Origin of the sequence: Actinacidiphila yeochonensis CN732 (assembly GCF_000745345.1) — a bacterium.
GTDB lineage: Bacteria > Actinomycetota > Actinomycetes > Streptomycetales > Streptomycetaceae > Actinacidiphila > Actinacidiphila yeochonensis.
The window spans coordinates 1,240,595-1,260,110 of the sequence record NZ_JQNR01000003.1; the positions used below are offsets into that span (position 1 = coordinate 1,240,595).

Here is a 19,516-nt window from a genome sequence, read left to right on the forward strand (position 1 = left end):
TTGTCGCACTAGGAGGCGGCTCCGAGGCCGGCAAATACGTCGAGGCTGTCGGCGACCGGGTCGTGGCCCGCCGGCACCTCGACGTCCGGGGTGATGCCCCGGCCCTCGACGTCCCGTCCGTCCGGCAGCAGGTAGTGGCCGACGGTCAGTTCGGCGACCGAACCGTCGGAGAGCCGGCGCGGCATCTGGACCGCGCCCTTGCCGAAGGTGCGCGAGCCCATCACCACGGCCCGGCCGCGGTCCTGGAGCGCGCCGGAGAGCATCTCGGCGGCGCTCATCGTGCCGCCGTCCACCAGCACCACCAGGGGTGCGGTGGTGTTCCGGCCGGCCGCCGCGTACAGGGCCCGCTGCCGCCCGTGCACGTCGTACGTGGCGACCAGGCCGCCGTCGAGGAAGACGGACGCGGTGGCCACCGCCTCGCTGACCAGGCCCCCCGAGTTGCCCCGCAGGTCCAGGACGACGCCGTGGTCCGCGGTGCGCGCGGCCTGCCGTACCTGCCGGGCGACGCCCTTGGTGAAGGCGTCGACGGCGATGACGGTCGGCCCGCCGGCCCGCGGGGTGACGGTGACGGGCTCGGTGGTGAGCGTCGCCCGCCGCACGGTGACCGTCCAGGAGCGGTCGCCGCGCCGCACACCCAGGGCGACGCGGCTGCCGGGCACGCCGCTGCCGCGCAGGGCGGCCACGACCTCGGTGACGGGCTCGCCGGCGCAACTGGCGGTGCCGACGGTGTCCAGGACGTCCCCCCCGCGCAGTCCGGCGCGGGCCGCGGGGCTGCCGCGCTGGATGTTCGTGATCGTGACGCGCCCGTCGTCGGCCTGCCGGACGGACACGCCGGTGCCGACGTACCTCCCGTCCAGGGCCTGCTGGAGGCCGGCGTACTCGCGGGCGGTGTAGAAGGAGGCCCAGCGGTCGCCGTCACGGTCGGCCGCGGCACGGGCGGCGGAGGCGCTGAGGGTGCCGGCGGCGTCCTGCCCGGTCGGGACGGGGTCCGGGGAGGGGGTGGCCGTCGCCGTGGGCCGGGGATCGGCGGCCGGGGTGCCGCCGATGATCGCGGCGGGCTTCCGGGCGGCCGGGACAGCCGTGGGGGCTGCCTCCGGGGCCTTCGGGGCAGCCGTGACGGCGGAGGCGGCGGCCGGGGCGGATGCCTGGGCGGGGAGGGCCGGATGGACGGCGCCCTGCCCGCGCGAGGCACGGGCCTGGGCGGGCGGGGCGGTGAGGCTGCCGGCTGCCGCGCCGGCGGCCAGTACGGCGCCGCACGCCAACGTCAGGGCGGCCCCGCGGCGCCAGCGGCGGGGCGTCCCGAACAGCGACGGGCCGGACATGGCCGGAAGTCTAGGGCAGAGGGGCCGTCCGGACGGGTCTATGGCGATACCTCACAGGAGCGATTCCGGCAACCGGAACGTTGTCCGCACATACCATCGGACCAGTCACTCGACTCCCTGATCCCAGACGCCGAACGGCGGCCGCCGGCCGCATGGCCGACAACCGCCGCCCCTCCAGAGACAGTCCTCCAGCGACAGTCCTCCAGGGCCGACCTCCAGGGCCGACCTCCGGGTCAGACCTTGAGGTAGCGCCGCAGGGCGATGAACGCGGCCACCGCCGGCATCACCACGCCGATGAGCAGCACCAGCGGCAGCACCTTGATCACCGGCCCCCAGCCGATGAACGCGATCAGCGGGATCTTCTCCTGGAGGTTCAGACCGGCGTCGATCAGGAAGTAGCGGCCCCCCAGCAGCATCACGCAGGACAGCACGCCGCCGACCAGTCCGGCGAACGCGGCCTCCATGATGAACGGCATCTGGATGTAGAAGCTCGACGCGCCCACCAGCCGCATGATCCCGGTCTCCCGGCGGCGGCTGAACGCCGAGACCCGGACCGTGTTGATGATCAGCAGCATGGCCACGGTGAGCATGAAGGCCAGCACCACGTAGGCGACCCTGGTCATGCCGTTGAGCAGGTCGAAGAGGTTCTCCAGCACCTTCCGCTGGTCGACCACGGACTGCACGCCCGGCCGTCCGTTGAAGGCGCTGGCCACCACCGCGAACTTCGTCGGATCCTTCAGTTTGATCCGGTAGTTCTGCTCCATCTGGTCCGGGGTGACCGCGTTGACCAGCGGGGTGCTCTTGAACTGCTCCTTGTAGTGCTTGTACGCCTCCTGCTCGCTCTCGAAGTACACCTTCTTGACGATCGGCAGCTTGCGCAGGTCGGCGAGGATCTGCGCCTTCTGCTGGTCGGTGACGGCGCCCTTGGCGCAGTTCGGCGTGGTCGACGCGTCCGCCTTGTTGCACATGTAGAGGGCGACCTCGACCTTGCCGTACCAGTAGCCCTTCATGGCCGTGACCTGCTTGTTGGCCAACAGGGCGCCGCCGGTGAGGGCGAGGGAGAGCGCTACGGAGATGATGACGGCGAACGTCATGGTCAGGTTGCGTCGGAGGCCGACGCCGATCTCCGACAGGACGAACTGGACACGCATGGGGGTCGGGGTTCCTTCCGGAGGGGCGGTGCGGGGCGGGTCCGGCCGACGCGGGCGGCACTCGCGGTGAGGCGGCGGGTGGCGGCGGGAAGCCCGCATGGCCGGGCTCGCCGGGGTGCCGGTGCGGCGGCGCCGGCCCCGCCGCGGAGGTGGCGGGGCCGCTGGTGGGCCGGGCTAGTGCTGGTAGCCGTACACGCCGCGGGACTGGTCGCGGACCAGTCGCCCCTTCTCGAGCTCGATGACGCGCTTGCGCATCTGGTCGACGATGTTCTGGTCGTGGGTGGCCATGACGACGGTGGTCCCGGTGCGGTTGATCCGGTCCAGCAGCCGCATGATGCCGACAGAGGTCTGCGGGTCGAGGTTGCCCGTGGGCTCGTCCGCGATGAGGAGCATCGGCCGGTTGACGAAGGCGCGCGCGATGGCCACGCGCTGCTGCTCGCCACCGGACAGCTCACCGGGCATCCGGTCGTCCTTGCCGGCCAGGCCGACGAGGTCGAGGACCTCGGGGACGGTCTTGCGGATGGTGCCGCGGGGCTTGCCGATCACTTCGAGCGCGAAGGCGACGTTCTCGGCGACGGTCTTGTTGGGCAGCAGCCGGAAGTCCTGGAAGACGGTGCCGAGCTGGCGCCGCATCTGCGGGACCTTCCAGTTGGACAGTCTGTTGAGGTCCTTGCCCAGGACGTGGACCATGCCGGTGTCGGTGCGCTCCTCGCGGAGGATGAGGCGCAGGAACGTCGACTTGCCTGAGCCGGACGACCCCACGAGGAAGACGAACTCCCCCTTCTCGATCTCGAGCGAGACGTCCCGCAGGGCGGGGCGGTTCTGTTTGGGGTAGGTCTTGGTGACGCTGTCGAATCGGATCACGGTGGCACCAGGGTTGTGGGATTCGGGGCCCGCGGAACGCGCGACGGCTGCGGGGTTTGGGGTTCGGCCGGATAGGGGATGTCGGGGGCGACACTACGCGAACGCGTGTGGGGAGCGCAGTCGCCGCCCTGGGTTGGTGGCCCGGGCCACAGGCCGTACCAGGGCAAAGCCGTCACAGGCCCCTTCGGGCCACAGCGGGCACTTCTCCCTGCCGCGGGGAATCCACCAGGCTGATCCACCAGCTGATCCACGAGCCGATCCACGGGCCGATCCACCGGGCGGACCCGTTCCCGGGCATCCACCAGGCACTCAGGCGCGCCCAAGGACAGTCAAGGGGCACCCAGGGGCACCCAGGGGCGCACATCGGCGCTTTCCGGGCGCTTTCGGTCCCCGGGGGCGCCCCCGGGGACGGAACCTGGCACAGTGGAGAGAGGGCCGCGCACGCCACCGGACCCGTGCGACGCGCAGCGACGGCGAGTAGCGCGGTCACCTCGGGGAACCATTGACTGACCGGCGGCGTTTCACCGGACGGAGGAGGAGAGCGCGATGACGTTCGACCGACTGGTGTGTGCGCAGTGTGCCGGCCCCGTGAGCGAGGGCCGCTGCCCGACGTGCCGTGCCACGCGGGCCCGACTGGAGCAGGAGAGCGGCTGGTCCTCCCCCATATCACCGGCCGCGATCGTGGCCGCGCTGATCGCCCTGCTGGCCGTCGTCCTCCTCGTCGAGCACGCGACGGCCTGAGGCACCGGCCTACCGCCGGCGACACTCCGACACCGGCCCACCCGGCACACCGCCGGCGGCAGCGACGCCGGGCCGTGTTCGGCGGCGTCGTTCCGCGACCGCGCTCGCGACATGCCTGACGTCCCTGGGGACATCCGCGGCGGTTCCCCGCCAGAGGTGACGTCGAAAGGCCCGGCAGACGGCCTTCCCGGGCCCGTCTGAGGGCTCCGTGTCGCGCCCGCCCACCGCGATGCGCCGAATCCGCAGACGAGATCGAGCCGGGCCCGCCCCGCATATCCTCCCGGGCCCGCCCCCGCACGTCCTCCCGGGCCCCGGCAGAGTCGCCGCTCTCTCCGGCGTTCCCTGCTCGGTCCCCTGCCCGTGGCGCGGCGGAACGCGGCAGAAGCGGACGGCGGGTCCGGGGAACTCCCCGGACCCGCCGTCCGTCGTGGTGCCGCGTGGAGCGACACGGAGCGCGTCCGTCAGGCCGCGGCGCCGCCGTTGCCGCCGGCGCGGTTGACCAGGCGCGGGGTCAGCCGGAAGCCGATGCCGCCGGCGATCAGGGTCGCCGCGCCGATGATCATGAACGTCGTGCCGCTGGAGCCGGTCTCGGCCAGCTGCGTGGTGGTCTGGCCCTGCTCGACCGGCTGCGTGTTGTCGGTGCTGACGTTGTTGCCGCAGTCGACGCTGTCGCCGGTCAGGGTGCAGGTGTTGTCGTTCCCGCTGCTGGACGAGGACGAACCGCCGGACGCCGAGGAGGACGTGCCGGAGGACGACCCGCCGGAGGACGATCCGCCCGAGCCGGAGCCGCCGGACGAGGACGAACCGCTGGTCGTGGAGCCGCCGCCGCCCGCGGGCGTCGTCGGGGTGGTCGACTGGTCGCCGCCGCTGTCACCCGTGGGAGCCGAGGACGTCGGCTCGGACGTCGGCACGCCGCCGTCGCTGTCACCGGTCGGGTCCGGCGAGGTCGGCTCCGTCGTCGGCACGCCGCCGTCGCCGTCACCGGTCGGGTCCGGCGAGGTCGGCTCCGTCGTCGGCACGCCACCGCTGCCGTCATCGGCCGGAGAGGACGGCGGGTCCGTCGGGTCCGTCGCCCCGTCGGTCGGGGTGTCGCTCGGGATCGTGTCCTCGTTCCCGACCTCCACCTGCACGTGGACGCCACTCGGCGCGGACGCCGCCTGGGCCGCGCCGACGGCGGTCATGGTCGCGCCGGCCGCGATCACCGCGGCCGCGGCGACGCGAACGACGCGCAGCCTGGTGTTTCTCTTGCTCATATGTCACGTACCCCCAGTTGAATGTCTGTGTGCGGCCGCGCAGCGATGCGGAGTGGCGTGCCGCGCTCCTGGTGGACCGGCTCTCGGCCGTCCCCGTGCGCTTACGACTCGTTACATGCGCATGCCGCGCAACACCCTTCCCCGTCGACCCGCGACCGTCAAGGCTGTTACGCCGGGCTTGGGTGGAATGCCCTCCTGTGCCCGCCACTTCTGTACAGCACTGTGACACGACACGCGGAACGGATCTGCCGCACGCGCGTGTTGGGGGAGTACGGCGAAGGGCGGGCGCCCCTGGTGGGGTGCCCGCCCTCGCGTGGAACAGGGTTACGCGGCTGGAGCAGGGTTACGCGGCGGCCTTCTCGTTGGACTTGCGCCAGCGGATGCCGGCCTCGATGAAGCCGTCGATGTCGCCGTCGAGCACGCCCTGCGGGTTGCCGACCTCGTGGTCGGTCCGCAGGTCCTTGACCATCTGGTAGGGGTGCAGGACGTACGAACGCATCTGGTTGCCCCAGGAGTTGCCGCCGTCGCCCTTGCCGAGCGAGTCCATCAGGGCCTGCTCCTCCTGGCGGCGCCGCTCCAGCAGCTTGGCCTGGAGGACGTTCATCGCGCTGGCCTTGTTCTGGATCTGCGAGCGCTCGTTCTGGCAGGAGACGACGATGCCGGTGGGCAGGTGGGTGATGCGCACCGCGGAGTCCGTGGTGTTGACGCCCTGGCCGCCGGGGCCGGACGCGCGGTAGACGTCCACCCGCAGCTCGGACTCGTCGATCTCCACGTGGTCGGACTGCTCCACGACCGGCAGCACCTCGACGCCGGCGAACGACGTCTGGCGGCGGCCCTGGTTGTCGAACGGGGAGATGCGCACCATGCGGTGGGTGCCCTGCTCGACCGAGAGGGTGCCGTAGGCGTAGGGGGCCTTCACCACGAAGGTGGTGGACTTGATGCCCGCCTCCTCCGCGAACGAGGTCTCGTAGATCTCCGTCGCGTAGCCGTGGCGCTCCGCCCAGCGCAGGTACATGCGCTGGAGCTGCTCGGCGAAGTCCGCCGCGTCGACGCCGCCGGCCTCGGCCCGGATGTTGACCAGGGCCTCGCGCCCGTCGTACTCGCCGGACAGGAGGGTGCGGACCTCCATCTCGTCCAGCGCGCGGCGCACCGCGTCCAGCTCGGCCTCGGCCTCGGCGCGGGTGTCGGCGTCGTCCTCGGCCTCGGCCAGCTCGAACAGCACGCCGAGGTCGTCGATGCGGCCCCGCAGCGCCTCGGTCTTGCGCAGCTCCGCCTGGAGGTGGGAGAGGCGGCTGGTGATCTTCTGCGCCTTCTCCGGGTCGTCCCACAGCGAGGGCGCCGCTGCCTGCTCCTCGAGCGCGGCAATGTCGCCCCTCATCCGGTCCAGGTCCAGAACCGCCTCGATGGACGACATGGTGGAGGAGAGGGACTTCAGTTCTTCGGATACGTCGACGACTGCCACGGGTCCAGCGTACCGGCTGGTCGGGTGAAGGGCGGTTTCCGGTCGTACGGCTCCCCGTGGCGTCGCCGCCCCTCCGTCCACGGCCGCTGACGCACCGTGGCGGCCCCCGTTCCGGCCTGCGCCGCTGCCCGGAGACGGCCGCTGCGCAGGACGGAACCGCACCCCCGAAACCGGCCGCTGTTCCGGCCCGAACCGCCCGAAGCACCTTGACCCGCCGCCGGGTCGGGCCGCGGGCCGCCGCAGGAACGGTTCCGCTGGAACCCGCTACACCGCCGCCGTCGCGCGGGCCAGCCGCCCGTCCGAGGTGAGCGAGAAGACCTCCAGCGTGCCGCCGGACGCCGCCGCCCCCACCGGCCCGGACGCCCCGGCGGGCAGCGCCAGCGGCCCGGGGGCACCGTCGGCCTCCGACTGGGCCGCGCCGGCGAAGACGTACAGCCGGCCGCTGTCCGCCAGCGCCTCCGGCCGCCCGCCCGCCGCCCCGCGGCCGTCCCGTCCAGGCCGTCCACCACCGACGACGGCCGCCAGGCCCCGCCGGAGAACGGCAGCCGCAGCACCGCTCCGTCCGCGCGCCGCACCACGAACGCGTCGAGCGCGCCGTGCGCCCGCGAGACCAGCGCGGGCGCGGCGGTGATCCGCCCGGCCGTGGGCACCAGCGCCCAGGCGTTCCACCGGCCGTCGACCAGCGAGGCGGTGACGAGGTCGCCGCCGACCCGGCCGACCAGGTCGATCCGGCCGGGCTCGGACGAGGCCGCGGCGGGGGCGGCGTCGAAGCGGGTGCGCTGGTCGACCTGGACCCACTGCTGCCAGTAGCCGCTGGTGAGCGTCCGGTGGTAGAGCAGGCCGTCGGTGCCGACCGAGAAGAGGTCGATCCGGCCCGGCGCGGCCGAGACCACGGCCGGATCGCCCTCGGTGCTGATCCCGGTCAGCCGGTGCCAGGAGCCGTAGCCGGAGCCGTCGTACACGACGTACCAGACGTTCTTGTCGGCGCCGCGGGCGAAGACGTACGTGGAGTGGCCGACGGTCAGCGCGCGCGGGCCGCCGGTGAGCCGGACCCCGGCCGCCGGCGCGTCGCGGTAGGCCGACCACTGGGGCAGCTCCACGGGGGTGCCGGTGCCGCCCTGCGGGGCGGCCGCGCCGCCGGTGGGCGCGGCGGGGGTGCCGTGGCCCATGGTGGTCGCCGACGAAGGGGCCCCCGACGGGGAGTGGTCGTCGCGGGCCGGACCGGAACCGGGGTGCCCGGAGTGGCCCGAGGAGCCGGCCGAGGCGATGCCCCAGCCGCCCAGGCCCGCGACGGCGAGCGCGGCGGCGAAGGCCGCGGTGACCTTCAGCCGGCGCTGCCGTACCGCGTCGGCGACCGAGCGGTGGCGGGGGCCGGCCGGGCGCTCGGGGCCGAGGCGCGGCCACGGGCGGCGCGCTCCTCCTGGGCCGCGGCCGCGAAGCCGGCCAGTTCCTCCGCGGTGGGCAGCCTGATGCTGGTGTGGGTGTCGCGGCTGGAGTCGGGGGCGGCCGACCGCACCAGGGGGACGGCGCCCCGCCGACGGTCGGCGGCCTCGGCGCCGGCTCCGGCACGGCCGTCGTAGGGCGTGGCGGCGAACGGGTCCCCGGTTCCGTCGTCGCCGTCCTCGGCGCCCTGCGGGCCCGCCTCGCGGTCGGCGCCCGAGCCGCCGGGCGCGTCCACCTCCAGCGGCGGCAGCCCGGCCAGCTCCGGCAGCAGCTCGCGCAGCCGCGCCCCCAGCTCGGCGGCCTTCAGCCGGGAGGCGGGCGCCTTGGCCAGGCACTGGGCGAGCACCTGCCACAGCGGTTCGGGCAGCCCGGGCAGCGGCTGGACGGTCTCGGTGACGTGCCGGCGCAGCACCGCGCCCGGGTGCCCGCCGCCGAACGGGGTGAACCCGGCCAGCAGCTCGTACAGGACGGTGGCCAGCGCGTAGATGTCGACGGAGGCGCGAGGCGGCAGGCCCTCGATGATCTCGGGGGCGAGGTAGTCCGGGGTGCCGATGATCCGGGTGGCGCGGGTGCGGCGCGGGGTGTCGACCAGCCGGGCGATGCCGAAGTCGGTGAGCAGCGCGGGCGGGGCGCCGCCGGGGCCGGGCGGGGCCGCGGAGTCCAGCAGGACGTTCTCGGGCTTGACGTCGCGGTGGACGACGCCCGCGGCGTGCGCCGCGGCCAGGCCGTCGGCGACGTCGGCGGCCACCGCGACGGCCGCCTCGGGGGCGAAGCGGCGGTCGCGCTCCAGCCGGGAGCGCAGGTCGGTGCCGCGCACCAGGTCCATCACCAGGGCCAGGTCGGTGCCGTCCACCACGAGGTCGCGGATGCCGACGATGTGCGGGTGGTCCAGGGACAGCAGGGCGGTGCGCTCCTGGACGAAGCGGCCGACGAGGTCCTGGTCGGAGGCGAGGTCCTCGCGCAGCAGCTTGATGGCGACCGGGCCCTCCGGCCCCTCGCCGAGCCACACGGTGCCCGCCGATCCCCGCCCCAGCACCTGGTGGGCGGTGTACCGGCTGCCGATCTTCCTGGCCAACTCTGCTCCGACTCCTCCGGCGATCCCCTCGTGGCGCCGCGCGCTGCCGCCTGCTGCCACCGGCGGGCCTGCTTGCCGGGTGTCCGGGCCCCGCTGCCGCCTGGCGCGCGGGTGCGTCGCGTGGTGTTGGCGACAAAACTACGCGGGTCAGGGATCGTTCGGGGCACGGGTGGCCGGTCGGTGGGGGTTACGGCGGAGAAATCACCCTCGGGAAGTCGACAAATCCCCACTACCGCCCTGAGGGGGGACAGCGGCGGACCCGACAGCCGGCCGTGCCCGCCCCGTCTCCGCCCCCACCGGACCCCTTACCGGCCCCCATCAGCCCCGCCGGGCTCAGTTGGACGAGCCGCCCGAGCCGGTCAGCGACGACACCTTGTCCCACGCCGAGCTGATCCAGTCACTCGTGGCGTCGTACAGGTTGCGCGTGCTGTTGACCCAGTCCGGCAGCGGGGTCGTGTACCAGACCACGACGAACACCACGATGACGACGAGGATCACCATCAGGCACCCCTTGAGGCAGCCCAGGCCCGGGATCTTCATCGGGTTCGCGGTGCGCCGCGGCTCCCGCGGCGCCCGCGGCTCGGGCGCGGCGGGGCGGGCGGCCGCTGCGGCTCGTAGCGGGGCTCCTGGCGCGGTTCGGCCCGGCGGGGGCCTGCTGCGGCGGCTCCTGGTAGCGCGGCTCGGGCCGCCGGGCCTGCGGCTGCTGCGGCGGGTGGCCGTAGCGGGGGTCCTGGCCGCCCTGCTGCGGGTAGCCGTAGGGCTGGGCCCCCTGGCCGCCCTGGTGGTACTGGCCGGGGGCTGGGCCTGGCGCGGCTGCTGCTGGGGCTGCTGGGAGCGGCGCAGCGGGGGGCGGTGGAGCGGGTCGAGCCCGGGGTCGACGGGCCGCACCTCCGTCTGCTCGTTGCGCTGGCGGGCGGCGCTGAGCTGGGACTCCCACGGGTGGTGCGGGTCGGGCGGGGTGCCCCCGGCGGCGCCGTCGGAGGGCAGCACCCGGGTGCGGTCGGCGTCGCCGCCGCCCGAGGAGGGCAGCACGCTGGTGGCGGCGTACGGGTCGTAGGCGCCGGCTGCCGCGTTCGAGCTGAAGGCGCTGGTGGGCGCGTTCGGGTCGTAGGCGCTGCTGCCCGAGGGGAGCACCTGGGTGGGTTCGGCGTCGCCGCCGAAGGCCGCCGGGACACCGGTGCCGGGTACGGGCGCCGGGTCGGCGGCCGGCCCGAGCAGCGCGCCGACGCCGAGCGCCGCCTCCACGGCGGCCGGGCTCGCGTGCACGCCGATACCGCCGGCGACCACGCGCAGCGCGCGGGCCAGGTTCTCGGCGCTGGGCCGCTGGCCCGGGTCCTTGCGCAGGCAGCGCTCGATCACCGTCCACAGCGGCTCGGGGACGCTGGAGGGGCGGCGCGGCTCCTCGGTGAGGTGGGCGTGCAGCACCTCCAGGGCCGACTCGCCGCGGAACGGCGGCTGCCCCGTGACCAGCTCGTACAGCAGGATGCCGGCGCCGTAGACGTCGACCGCGGAGGTCTGCGGCCGCCCCTGCGCCGACTCGGGCGCGATGTAGGCGGGGGTGCCGACGAACTCCTGGGTCCGGGTGACCCCCGGGGAGTCCGCCAGCCGGGCGATGCCGAAGTCGGTCAGCATCGGGTGCATGCGGTCCGCGCCGTCCTCGCCCGCCACGGTGGCGAGCAGGACGTTGGCGGGCTTCAGATCGCGGTGCACGATGCCGTCCGCGTGGCTGGCGGCGAGCGCGTCGGCCACGGCGGCGGTGAGCAGGCTCGCTCCGACCGGCGTGAACGGGCCGTTCTCCCGCAGGTAGCGGTGCAGGTCGGGGCCGTCGACGAGGTCCATGACGAGGGCGAGCAGATCGCCCTCGACGACGAGGTCGCGGACCCGGACGATGTGCGGGTGGCGCAGCCGCAGCAGGGCCGAGCGCTCGCGCAGGAAGCGGGTGACCACGTCGGGGTCGCCGGCGAGCTCCTCCTTGAGGACCTTCACCGCGACGACGGTGTCCTGGACGACGCCGCCCTGGTCGTCGCGCACCCGGCCGCGCCACACGGTGCCGGTCGCGCCGCGTCCCAGCGGCTCCTCCAGGAGGTACTTGCTGCCTACCGGCCGCACGTCATGAGCTCCCTGATCGTTCGTGCTGATCGTTCACGCCGTCCCCGCGGCCTGCCGCGTACCTCGGCGCACGTTCCCGTACCTTCGCGTGCCTTGCCTTCGCGTACGTTCCCGTACCTTCGCGTCCACACATTCCGGCCCAGCCTATTGCCTGCCTCCCCGAAGCGCGGGGCTCCGCTTCAGGACGACCGGAGCGCGGGGGCGCGCGGCGGCCTCACCGGACGCTCCCGGCGCTCCGCCGTCACCACCGGTACTCCGGCCGGTACTCCTCCCCCGGTACTCCCGCCGGTGCTCCCGGCCGCTACCCGCCGTCCGGGTGGTCACTCCGGGTCGGCGGTGCCGCGGTCCTCGTCGGGTCCCCGGCCTGAGGACGCGCGTACCGGCCGCTCCGGTTGCCCGGCGGTTCCGGGGCCGCCGCCCGCCCCGGCCGGCCCGGCGGGCAAGATCAACCGGAGGGGACTCCCCGCAGCGAACTGTCAGTGCGGGGTGGGAGGATGCCCCGTACAGCGCGGGCGCAGCCGGTACGCCCGGGCCGGGAGAAGGGACCGCGGACGAGATGCAGATCCGGCTGACCGTCCTCGGGCCGCGCAGCGGCCGCGGATGCGACGTACTGGTCACCGCCCCCGCCGGCACCGCGCTGAGCGCCGTCGCCGGCGCCCTGGCCAGCGCGGCGGGCTCGGCCCAGCCCGGCGGCCGCTCCGCCGGGGCCTCGGTCGCGCTGTACGCCGGCGCCGGCCGGCTCGATCCGAACGCCGTCCTCGGCGTACCCCCTCTGGTGGACGGCGCGCTGCTGTCCCTGCACGCGCCCGCCGAGCAGCACGGCGACCACGGCCAGTACGGCCGTTTCGGGCAGTACGGCCGCCCGCCGGCGGACCTGGCCGCGCTGCACGTGGTGGGCGGCCCGGACGCGGGCGGCGTGCACTTGCTCCAGGGCGGCCAGGCCCGGATAGGCCGCTCCGCCGAGGCCGACGTGCCGCTGGACGACCCGGACGTCTCGCGGCTGCACTGCGTGGTCGCGGTCGGCCCGGACGGCGGAGTGACGGTCGCGGACCTCGGCTCCACCAACGGCACCGTGCTGGGCGGCTCCGCCGTGGGCGGCCAGCCGGTGGCCTTCCCGCCGGCCGTGCCGCTGCGGATCGGCGAGTCGACCCTGCGGCTGAGCCCGGCCCACCGCGCGGCGGCCCCGCCCCTGGCGACCAGCGCGGACAACGACGGCCACCTGCGGGTGTGGCCGCGCGGCACGGGTGAGGCCGCGCCGCCACCGGACGGCCCGTCCGGGTCGGCCCCGGCGCCGGGGGGCCCCGGCCCGTACCCGGTCGCACCCTGGGGCCCCGCGGAGTCCGCCGGCGCCGCCACCGGGACCCACGGCCGCGGCCTGGCCGCCGACAGCCCCGCGGAGGGCGCGGGCAGCGGCCGGCGGGCCACCGGCGAGCGGCCGCGCCAGGCCCTGGACGAGGCGGACCCGCGCGGCGGCGTCCGCGGTGCCATAGGCGCCTGGGCGCGGCGGCTGGCCGGCCCCCGCTCCCCAGCGGCCGAGAGCGCTCCCGACGGTCCGGAAGCGGCCGAGGAGGAGAGCGGCGAGGCCGAGGCGCTGCGCGAGCGGTGGCCGGACCCGGCGTCGGTGCTGCTGACCGCCCTCGGCCCCGGCCGCCGGCTGTGGGAGCGGGGCCCCGGCCACCCCGACGCGCTCACCGTCCGCCTGGGCACCGCCGACCTGCCCGCCCCGGACGGCCGACGGCTGCTGCGGGCGGTGCCGTGCACGGTCGACCTTCGGGCGCCGGCCACCTCCGCGCTGACCCTGGCCGGGCCGCGCCCCGCCTGGCCGGCCTGGCCCGGGCGGTGCTGGCCCAGCTGTGCGCGCTGCACTCCCCCGCCGCCCTGGAGGTCGTGCTGCTGGCCGCCGACCGCACCCGTGGCGCCGACGAGCGCGCCGAGGAGTGGTCCTGGCTGAACTGGCTGCCCCATCTGCGCCCCGGGCACGGCCAGGACTGCCGGCTCCTGCTGGCCTTCGACCGGGACCAGGCCGAGGCGCGCACCGCCGAACTGGTGCGCAGGGTGGAGGCCGGCCCGCTGGGCTCGGGCTGGGCCACCGCCCGGCCCGAGGCCGTGAAGGCGGCGGCCGCCGCCCACGAGGGCCCGGCCGCGCTGCTCGTCGTGGACGGCGACCCCGGCTCCGCCGCGCTGCGGGAGACGGTGGCCCGGCTCGCGGCGGCCGGGCCGGCCGCGGGCGTCCACGTCCTGTGCCTGGCCGAGTCGGGCGAGCGTCCCCCGGTGGCCACCGGGGCGGTCGCCCGCATCCGCGGCGACGTCGGGACGGCGCTGCTGGTCGAGACGGCCGCCGGGGGCGGCACGGCGGCACCGGCCGCGGCCGGCTCCGCGAACGCGGCCGCGAACGGGCCCGCTTCCCCGCCCGAGGCCGCCGCGACCGGCATCGCCGCGGCATCCGGTGAGGGCGGTCCCGTACCGGTACCGGTCGAGGCCGTGGGGGCGGTGCGGGCCTGCGCCGAGGGCGCGGAGATCGTGCTGGACGCCGTCTCCGCGACCTGGGCCGAGCACTTCGCCCGGGCCCTGGCCCCGCTGCGGGAGGCCGACGCGGGCTCGGCGGACGTTCCGTCGCGGCACCAGCTCCCGGCCGGCGTACGGCTCCTGGACGAGCTCGACCTGGCGCTGGCCACGCCGGCCCGGATCGGCGCCCGCTGGTCCGAGGCGCCCGGGCGGCGGCCGGGGCGAGCGCGGTGGTCGGGCTGGGCGCGGGCGGCCGGGTCGCCGTGGACCTCGTGGCGGAGGGCCCGCACCTGCTGGTGGGCGGCGGGGCCGGCGCCGGCAAGACGGAGCTGCTGCGCTCGGTGGCGGCCGCGCTGGCCGCTGGCGAGCCGCCGGACCGGCTGGCGCTGGTGCTGGTCGACGGGGCCGGCACCGAGCGGGGCGAGGGCCTGGCGGCGTGCGCGGACCTGCCGCACGTGTCGACGCATCTGGTGGCCTCCGACCCCGTGCGGATGCGGGAGTTCGCCCAGGCCCTGTCGGCCGAGCTGAAGCGGCGGGCGCAGCTGCTGGGCGACGAGGACTTCGCCGCCTGGCACGCCCGCCGGGCCGTGTCGGCGGCGCTGCCCCACCAGGTCGAACGCGGAGGGCCGCAGGCCGCCGACTCCTCGGCCGGCGGCACCGGGGAGACCGCGCCGGCCGTGCCCCGGCTGGTCGTGGTGGTGGACGACTTCGACGCGGTGGTCGCGCCCGGGCTCGGCAGCACGGGGCGCCCCGCGGCGGGCAGCGTGGTGCGGGCCCTGGAGGCGGTGGCCCGGGAGGGCGAGCGGCTGGGTGTGCACCTGGTCGCCTCGACCGGCCGCCCGGAGCGCACCGCGGGCACCGAGGCCGACGAGCGCGCCCGGCTGCGGATCGCGCTGCGGATGCCGGACCCGGAGTCGGCGGCGCTGCTGGTGCACGTGGAGGACCCGGCGGGGCTGGACGACGCGCTGCCCGGACGGGCCTACCTGCGGCGGCCGGGCGGCGCGGTGACGGTCTTCCAGGCCGCCCGGGTCAGCGGCCGCATCCCCCGTACGGCGACCCTGCGGCCCACCGTCGTGCCGGTGGAGTGGGAGCGGATGGGCGACCCGCCGGCCCGCCGGCAGGTACGGGAGCTGGGCAACGGGCCCACCGACCTGGCGCTGCTGGCCAGCGCTCTCCAGCGGGCGGCGGAGACGGCGGCGCCGGCGGCCGAGGAGCCCGGCTCGGGGGCGCCGGGTGGTCAGGGCGCGCAGCCGGAGGCCGCCGCGTCGGCCCGCCCGCTGATCTGACACCCGCGTCGGTCCGCGCGCTGATCCCGCACCCGGCATCGGTCCGCCCGCTGATCCCGCACCCGGCGTCGGCCCGCCCGCTGATCCCGCACCCGGCGTCGGCCCGCCCGCACCCGGCTTCGGCTATCGCGCCGCGGCGGTGCCGGCTCCGGTGTCGCCGCGGCGGGAGGGGCCGTGTCTGCCGGAGGACGGCCGGGGCCCGCGCCGTCGACGCCGCTCCCGCGGGGTGCGGGCGGGGCCGTCGGCCGCCGCCGGGCAGGCCCGCCGCCTCCCGGACCCGCCCCTTGCCTCCACCCGCCACGTCCACCACCTCCACCACCTCCACCACCTCCACCACCTCCACCAATAGTCACCCCCGACACGAGTTTTGACGCAGCATCACGGCATGGTCACGATGGTCCCCAGGCGCGGCCGCGCGCTCTTGCGACCCTGTGAACCGGGCAGTAGGACGGTCGCCTCGGCACTGAGGGGATGGCTACATGCGTATCGTGAAACGCACACGCACCACGCGAGCCCACCGGAACGTGACTCGCACGGCACTGGCCGTGGTCGCGGTGTCCGCGCTCGCCGTGACCGCGGCGGGCTGCGGTGGCGGGGGCAGGAAGGACGGCTCGAAAGCGTCGCCGTCGGCGGCTGCCCTGCCCTCGTCCGACGGGCTGGACCTCCCTGACCTGCACGGTCAGAAGATCGAGGTGGCCGCGGTGTGGACCGGCCCGGAGCAGAAGGCGTTCCAGAAGGTCCTGGACGCCTTCGACCAGCGCACCGGCGCGAAGTCCACGTTCGTGCCGACCGGCGACAGCCAGTCCACCTTCCTGGGCACCAAGATCGAGGGCGGGGCGCCGCCGGACGTGGCGTTCCTGGCCCAGAACGGGGTGCTCCACCAGTTCGCCGACAAGGGCTGGCTGAAGCCGCTCGGGGCCGCCGCACAGGCGCAGTTGGACAAGAACTTCTCCAAGGGCTGGCGCGACCTGGGCGCGTGGAAGGGGAAGCAGTACGGCGTCTACGCCAAGGTCGCCAACAAGTCGCTGATCTGGTACAACAACGCCGCCTTCCAGACCGCCGGGGTGACACCGCCCACGACGTGGGCGGACTTCCTGAAGACCGCCGAGACCGTCTACGAGTCGGGCACCCCCGCGGTGTCGATCGGCGGCGCGGACGGCTGGACGCTCACCGACTGGTTCGAGAACATCTACCTCTCGCAGGCCGGCCCGCAGAAGTACGACGAACTGGCCGCCCACACGATCAAATGGACCGACCCCTCGGTGAAGCAGGCGCTGACCACGCTGGCGCAGCTCTTCGGGAACAAGGACCTGATCGCCGGCGGCACCAAGGGCGCGCTGGCCACGGACTTCCCGAAGTCGGTGACGCAGGTCTTCACCGGCAACCCGCCGGCCGCCGCGATGGTCTACGAGGCGGACTTCGTGGCGTCGTTCATCACCTCCAGCACCAAGGCGAAGGTGGGCACGGACGCGAAGGTGTTCCCGTTCCCGGCCGTCGACGGCGGCAAGGCGCCCGTGGTCAGCGGCGGCGACGTCGGCGTGGCGCTCAAGGACAGCCCCGGCGCGCAGGCGCTGCTGACCTTCGTGGCGTCCACCGACGCGGCGAAGATCTGGGCGTCAAGCGGTGGCTACCTGTCGCCGAACAAGTCGCTGCCGCTCTCGGCCTACCCGGACGCGGTGCAGCGCACCATCGCCCAGGCCCTGATCGCCTCCGGTGACGACTTCCGGTTCGACATGTCCGACCAGGCGCCGGCGGCCTTCGGCGGCACCAAGGGGCAGGGCGAGTGGAAGGACCTCCAGGACTTCCTGGCCGACCCGAAGGACATCGCGGGCACCCAGGCCAAGCTGGAGGCCGACGCGGCCAAGGCGTACGGGAGCTGATCGCGGATGGCTGACGCCTCGCTCGCGGGGGCGGGCGATCCGGCGGGGGCGGGGGGCGGCATCCGGGATGCCGTCCCCGACCCCGCCGTCCCCGACCCGACCGGCGCGGGCCCGGGCCGGCGGCGCGGTGTCACCGGCACCCGGGTGTGGATCGCCGCCCTGTTCCTGCTGCCGGCCCTGGTACTGCTCGGCGCGCTGGTGGTCTATCCGATCGTCTTCACGGTCTACCGCAGCCTCTTCGACGCCGACGGCAACTCCTTCGTCGGCCTGAAGAACTTCGGCACCGTCTTCACCGACCACGGCATCCTCACCGCGGTGCGCAACAACGCGATCTGGGTGGTGGTGGCGCCCACCGTGGCGACCGCGCTCGGCCTGGTCTTCGCGGTCCTCACCGAACGGGTGCGCTGGGGCACGGCGTTCAAGCTGCTCGTCTTCATGCCGATGGCGATCTCCATGCTCGCGGCCGGCATCATCTTCCGGCTGGTCTACGAGCAGGACCCGGCGCGGGGCGTGGCCAACGCCGTGGTGGTGGCCGTGCACGACACGTTCACCAGCGACTCGGCCTACCCGGGGGCGCGGCCCCGGCCGGGGAGCGACCTGGAACCCACCGCCGGGGGCTCGTTCACCGCGACCGGCACGGCGTCCAGCGGCACGTCCATGAACCTGCCGCTGGTCGGCGTCGCGCAGGACAAGCTGCCCTCCGGAGCCGGGCAGGCCGAACCGGCGGCGCCCCGGCCGGGCGAGGTCACCGGCACGGTGTGGCTGGACTTCCGGCCCGGCGGCACCGGCAGGCCGAACGTGATCGACCCGGGCGAGAAGGCGCTGTCCGGGGTGAAGGTGCAGGCGGTCAGGGACGGGAAGGTCGTCGCCTCGGCCACCTCCGGAAAGGACGGCACCTACACACTGCCCGCCAAGGCCGTCGGCGCCCACCTGCGGCTGCCCGCCTCGAACTTCTCCGGGAAGTACGGCGGCGTCAACTGGCTCGGCCCGGACCTCGTCACCCCGTCGATCATCGCCTCCTACGTGTGGATGTGGGCCGGGTTCGCGATGGTGCTGATCGCGGCCGGACTCGCCGGAGTACCGAGGGAGCTGATGGAGCAGGCCCGGGTGGACGGGGCGAACGAGTGGCAGGTCTTCCGCCGGGTCACCGTTCCGCTGCTGGCCCCGGTGCTGGTGGTGGTGATGGTCACGTTGATGATCAACGTGCTGAAGATCTTCGACCTCGTCTACATCATCGCGCCCGGCAACACCCAGTCCAACGCCAACGTGCTGGCGCTCCAGCTCTATCTGGAGTCCTTCGGCGGCGGGGACGACCAGGGCGTGGGCAGCGCCATCGGCGTGATCCTGCTGCTGCTGGTGGTGCCCGTGATGATCTTCAACATCCGGCTGCGAAGGGAGCGGCAGCGATGAGCGCGGACGCCACTGCGGCGGGCGAGGCCGCTGAGCCGACCCGCGGTCCGACACCCGGTACGGCCGCCGAGAGCGGCCCGCGCCGCGACGGGCGGCTGGCACGCGGCGGCCGGCCGGGCATCGCGGCGCGGCTGGCGGGCGCCGCGACGGGTGGCGTGGTGCGGCTGTTCCTGGTGGTGGTGGCGGCGTTCTGGCTGCTGCCGACGGTGGGGCTGCTGCTGTCGAGCCTGCGCTCGCCGCAGTCCATAGCGGCCAGCGGCTGGTGGAAGGTGTTCACCTCGCCGTCGCAGCTGACCGTCTCCAACTACCGCAGCCTGCTGGACAACCACGCGATCACCGACTCGTTGTGGAACACCGCGCTGATCACCGTGCCGGCCACCGTGCTGGTGGTGGTGATCGGCTCGCTGGCCGGCTACGCCTTCGCGTGGATGGACTTCCGCGGCCGCGACTGGTGGTTCCTGGCGGTGGTCGCCATGCTGGTGGTGCCGGTACAGGTGGCGCTGGTGCCGGTGGCGAAGCTCTTCGGCGAGATCGGCATCTTCGGCGACATCAGCGGGGTGGTGCTCTTCCACACCGCCTTCGGGCTGCCGTTCGCGATCTTCCTGCTGCGGAACTTCTTCGCCGAGATCCCGCGCGAGCTGCTGGAGGCGGCCCGGCTGGACGGGGCCGGCGAGCTGCGGCTGTTCACCCGCGTGGTGATGCCGCTGGGCGGGCCGGCCATCGCCTCGCTGGGCATCTTCCAGTTCCTGTGGGTGTGGAACGACATGCTGGTCGCGCTGATCTTCGCCGACAGCGGGTCGCAGCCGATCACGGTGGCGCTCCAGCAGCAGGTGCGGCAGTTCAGCGACAACATCGACATCCTCGCGCCGGGCGCGTTCCTGTCGATGGTGATCCCGCTGGTGGTCTTCTTCGCCTTCCAGCGGCAGTTCGTCTCGGGCGTGATGGCCGGTGCGGTGAAGTAGCGCGCACCCGCCCGCCGGCGCGGGCCGTAGCGCGAGGGCCCGGCGCGCTCCCG

12 protein-coding genes and 1 pseudogene are annotated in these 19,516 nt (G+C 74.9%); 5 read left to right on the forward strand and 8 right to left on the reverse strand.

Translation table 11 applies throughout. The annotated features are described in order from the left end of the window. Nucleotides 1-8: 8 nt before the first annotated feature. The 3 genes from BS72_RS06765 to ftsE form a co-directional block, all read right to left on the reverse strand. Entirely contained in the window at nucleotides 9-1,322 is a 1,314-nt protein-coding gene (locus tag BS72_RS06765) for a S41 family peptidase (RefSeq protein WP_037907186.1), read from the reverse strand. A 233-nt stretch (nucleotides 1,323-1,555) separates the two neighbouring features. Further along, a complete protein-coding gene (gene ftsX / locus BS72_RS06770; RefSeq protein ID WP_037907189.1) occupies nucleotides 1,556-2,473 on the reverse strand; it encodes a permease-like cell division protein FtsX in 918 nt (305 codons plus the stop codon). A 174-nt stretch (nucleotides 2,474-2,647) separates the two neighbouring features. Further along, on the reverse strand, nucleotides 2,648-3,337 hold the full coding sequence (gene ftsE, locus BS72_RS06775; protein WP_037907191.1) for a cell division ATP-binding protein FtsE: 690 nt from the start codon (nucleotides 3,335-3,337) through the stop codon (nucleotides 2,648-2,650). Between the two features lie 546 nt (nucleotides 3,338-3,883). Between ftsE and BS72_RS06780 the strand changes: the two genes are divergently transcribed. Then, nucleotides 3,884-4,078, forward strand: coding sequence for a hypothetical protein (locus BS72_RS06780; RefSeq protein ID WP_037907196.1), 195 nt, complete (start codon nucleotides 3,884-3,886; stop codon nucleotides 4,076-4,078). 461 nt (nucleotides 4,079-4,539) lie between these two features. Here the strand turns inward: BS72_RS06780 and BS72_RS06785 are convergent, their stop codons facing one another. The 5 genes from BS72_RS06785 to BS72_RS06800 all read right to left on the reverse strand — a co-directional run bounded on the left by BS72_RS06785 (nucleotide 4,540) and on the right by BS72_RS06800 (nucleotide 11,420). Continuing rightward, complete coding sequence (locus tag BS72_RS06785) at nucleotides 4,540-5,331, reverse strand: hypothetical protein (RefSeq protein WP_037907197.1); 792 nt, start codon at nucleotides 5,329-5,331, stop codon at nucleotides 4,540-4,542. A gap of 343 nt (nucleotides 5,332-5,674) precedes the next feature. Further along, entirely contained in the window at nucleotides 5,675-6,793 is a 1,119-nt protein-coding gene (prfB, locus tag BS72_RS06790; RefSeq protein ID WP_037907199.1) for a peptide chain release factor 2, read from the reverse strand. Next, nucleotides 6,763-7,962, reverse strand: a complete 1,200-nt coding sequence (locus BS72_RS37820; protein ID WP_232792233.1) for a hypothetical protein — start codon at nucleotides 7,960-7,962, stop codon at nucleotides 6,763-6,765. The genes prfB and BS72_RS37820 overlap by 31 nt, the downstream gene beginning before the upstream one ends. Before the next feature lie 155 nt (nucleotides 7,963-8,117). Continuing rightward, nucleotides 8,118-9,311 (reverse strand): serine/threonine-protein kinase, encoded by a 1,194-nt coding sequence (locus tag BS72_RS37830; RefSeq protein ID WP_232792234.1) that lies wholly within the window; start codon nucleotides 9,309-9,311, stop codon nucleotides 8,118-8,120. 333 nt (nucleotides 9,312-9,644) lie between these two features. Then, nucleotides 9,645-11,420 (reverse strand): serine/threonine-protein kinase, encoded by a 1,776-nt coding sequence (locus tag BS72_RS06800; protein WP_063835982.1) that lies wholly within the window; start codon nucleotides 11,418-11,420, stop codon nucleotides 9,645-9,647. 556 nt (nucleotides 11,421-11,976) lie between these two features. Here BS72_RS06800 and BS72_RS37835 point away from each other — a divergent pair. The 4 genes and pseudogenes from BS72_RS37835 (at nucleotide 11,977) to BS72_RS06825 (ending at nucleotide 19,463) form a co-directional block, all read left to right on the forward strand. Then, a pseudogene (locus tag BS72_RS37835) lies at nucleotides 11,977-15,211 on the forward strand (FtsK/SpoIIIE domain-containing protein). 479 nt (nucleotides 15,212-15,690) lie between these two features. Then, nucleotides 15,691-17,091 (forward strand): ABC transporter substrate-binding protein, encoded by a 1,401-nt coding sequence (locus BS72_RS06815; RefSeq protein ID WP_037907205.1) that lies wholly within the window; start codon nucleotides 15,691-15,693, stop codon nucleotides 17,089-17,091. Between the two features lie 6 nt (nucleotides 17,092-17,097). Then, nucleotides 17,098-18,501: a carbohydrate ABC transporter permease gene (locus BS72_RS06820; RefSeq protein WP_078901064.1), complete on the forward strand. Its 1,404-nt coding sequence runs from the start codon at nucleotides 17,098-17,100 to the stop codon at nucleotides 18,499-18,501. Continuing rightward, entirely contained in the window at nucleotides 18,498-19,463 is a 966-nt protein-coding gene (locus BS72_RS06825; protein WP_037907206.1) for a carbohydrate ABC transporter permease, read from the forward strand. The genes BS72_RS06820 and BS72_RS06825 overlap by 4 nt, the downstream gene beginning before the upstream one ends. Nucleotides 19,464-19,516 lie beyond the last annotated feature (53 nt).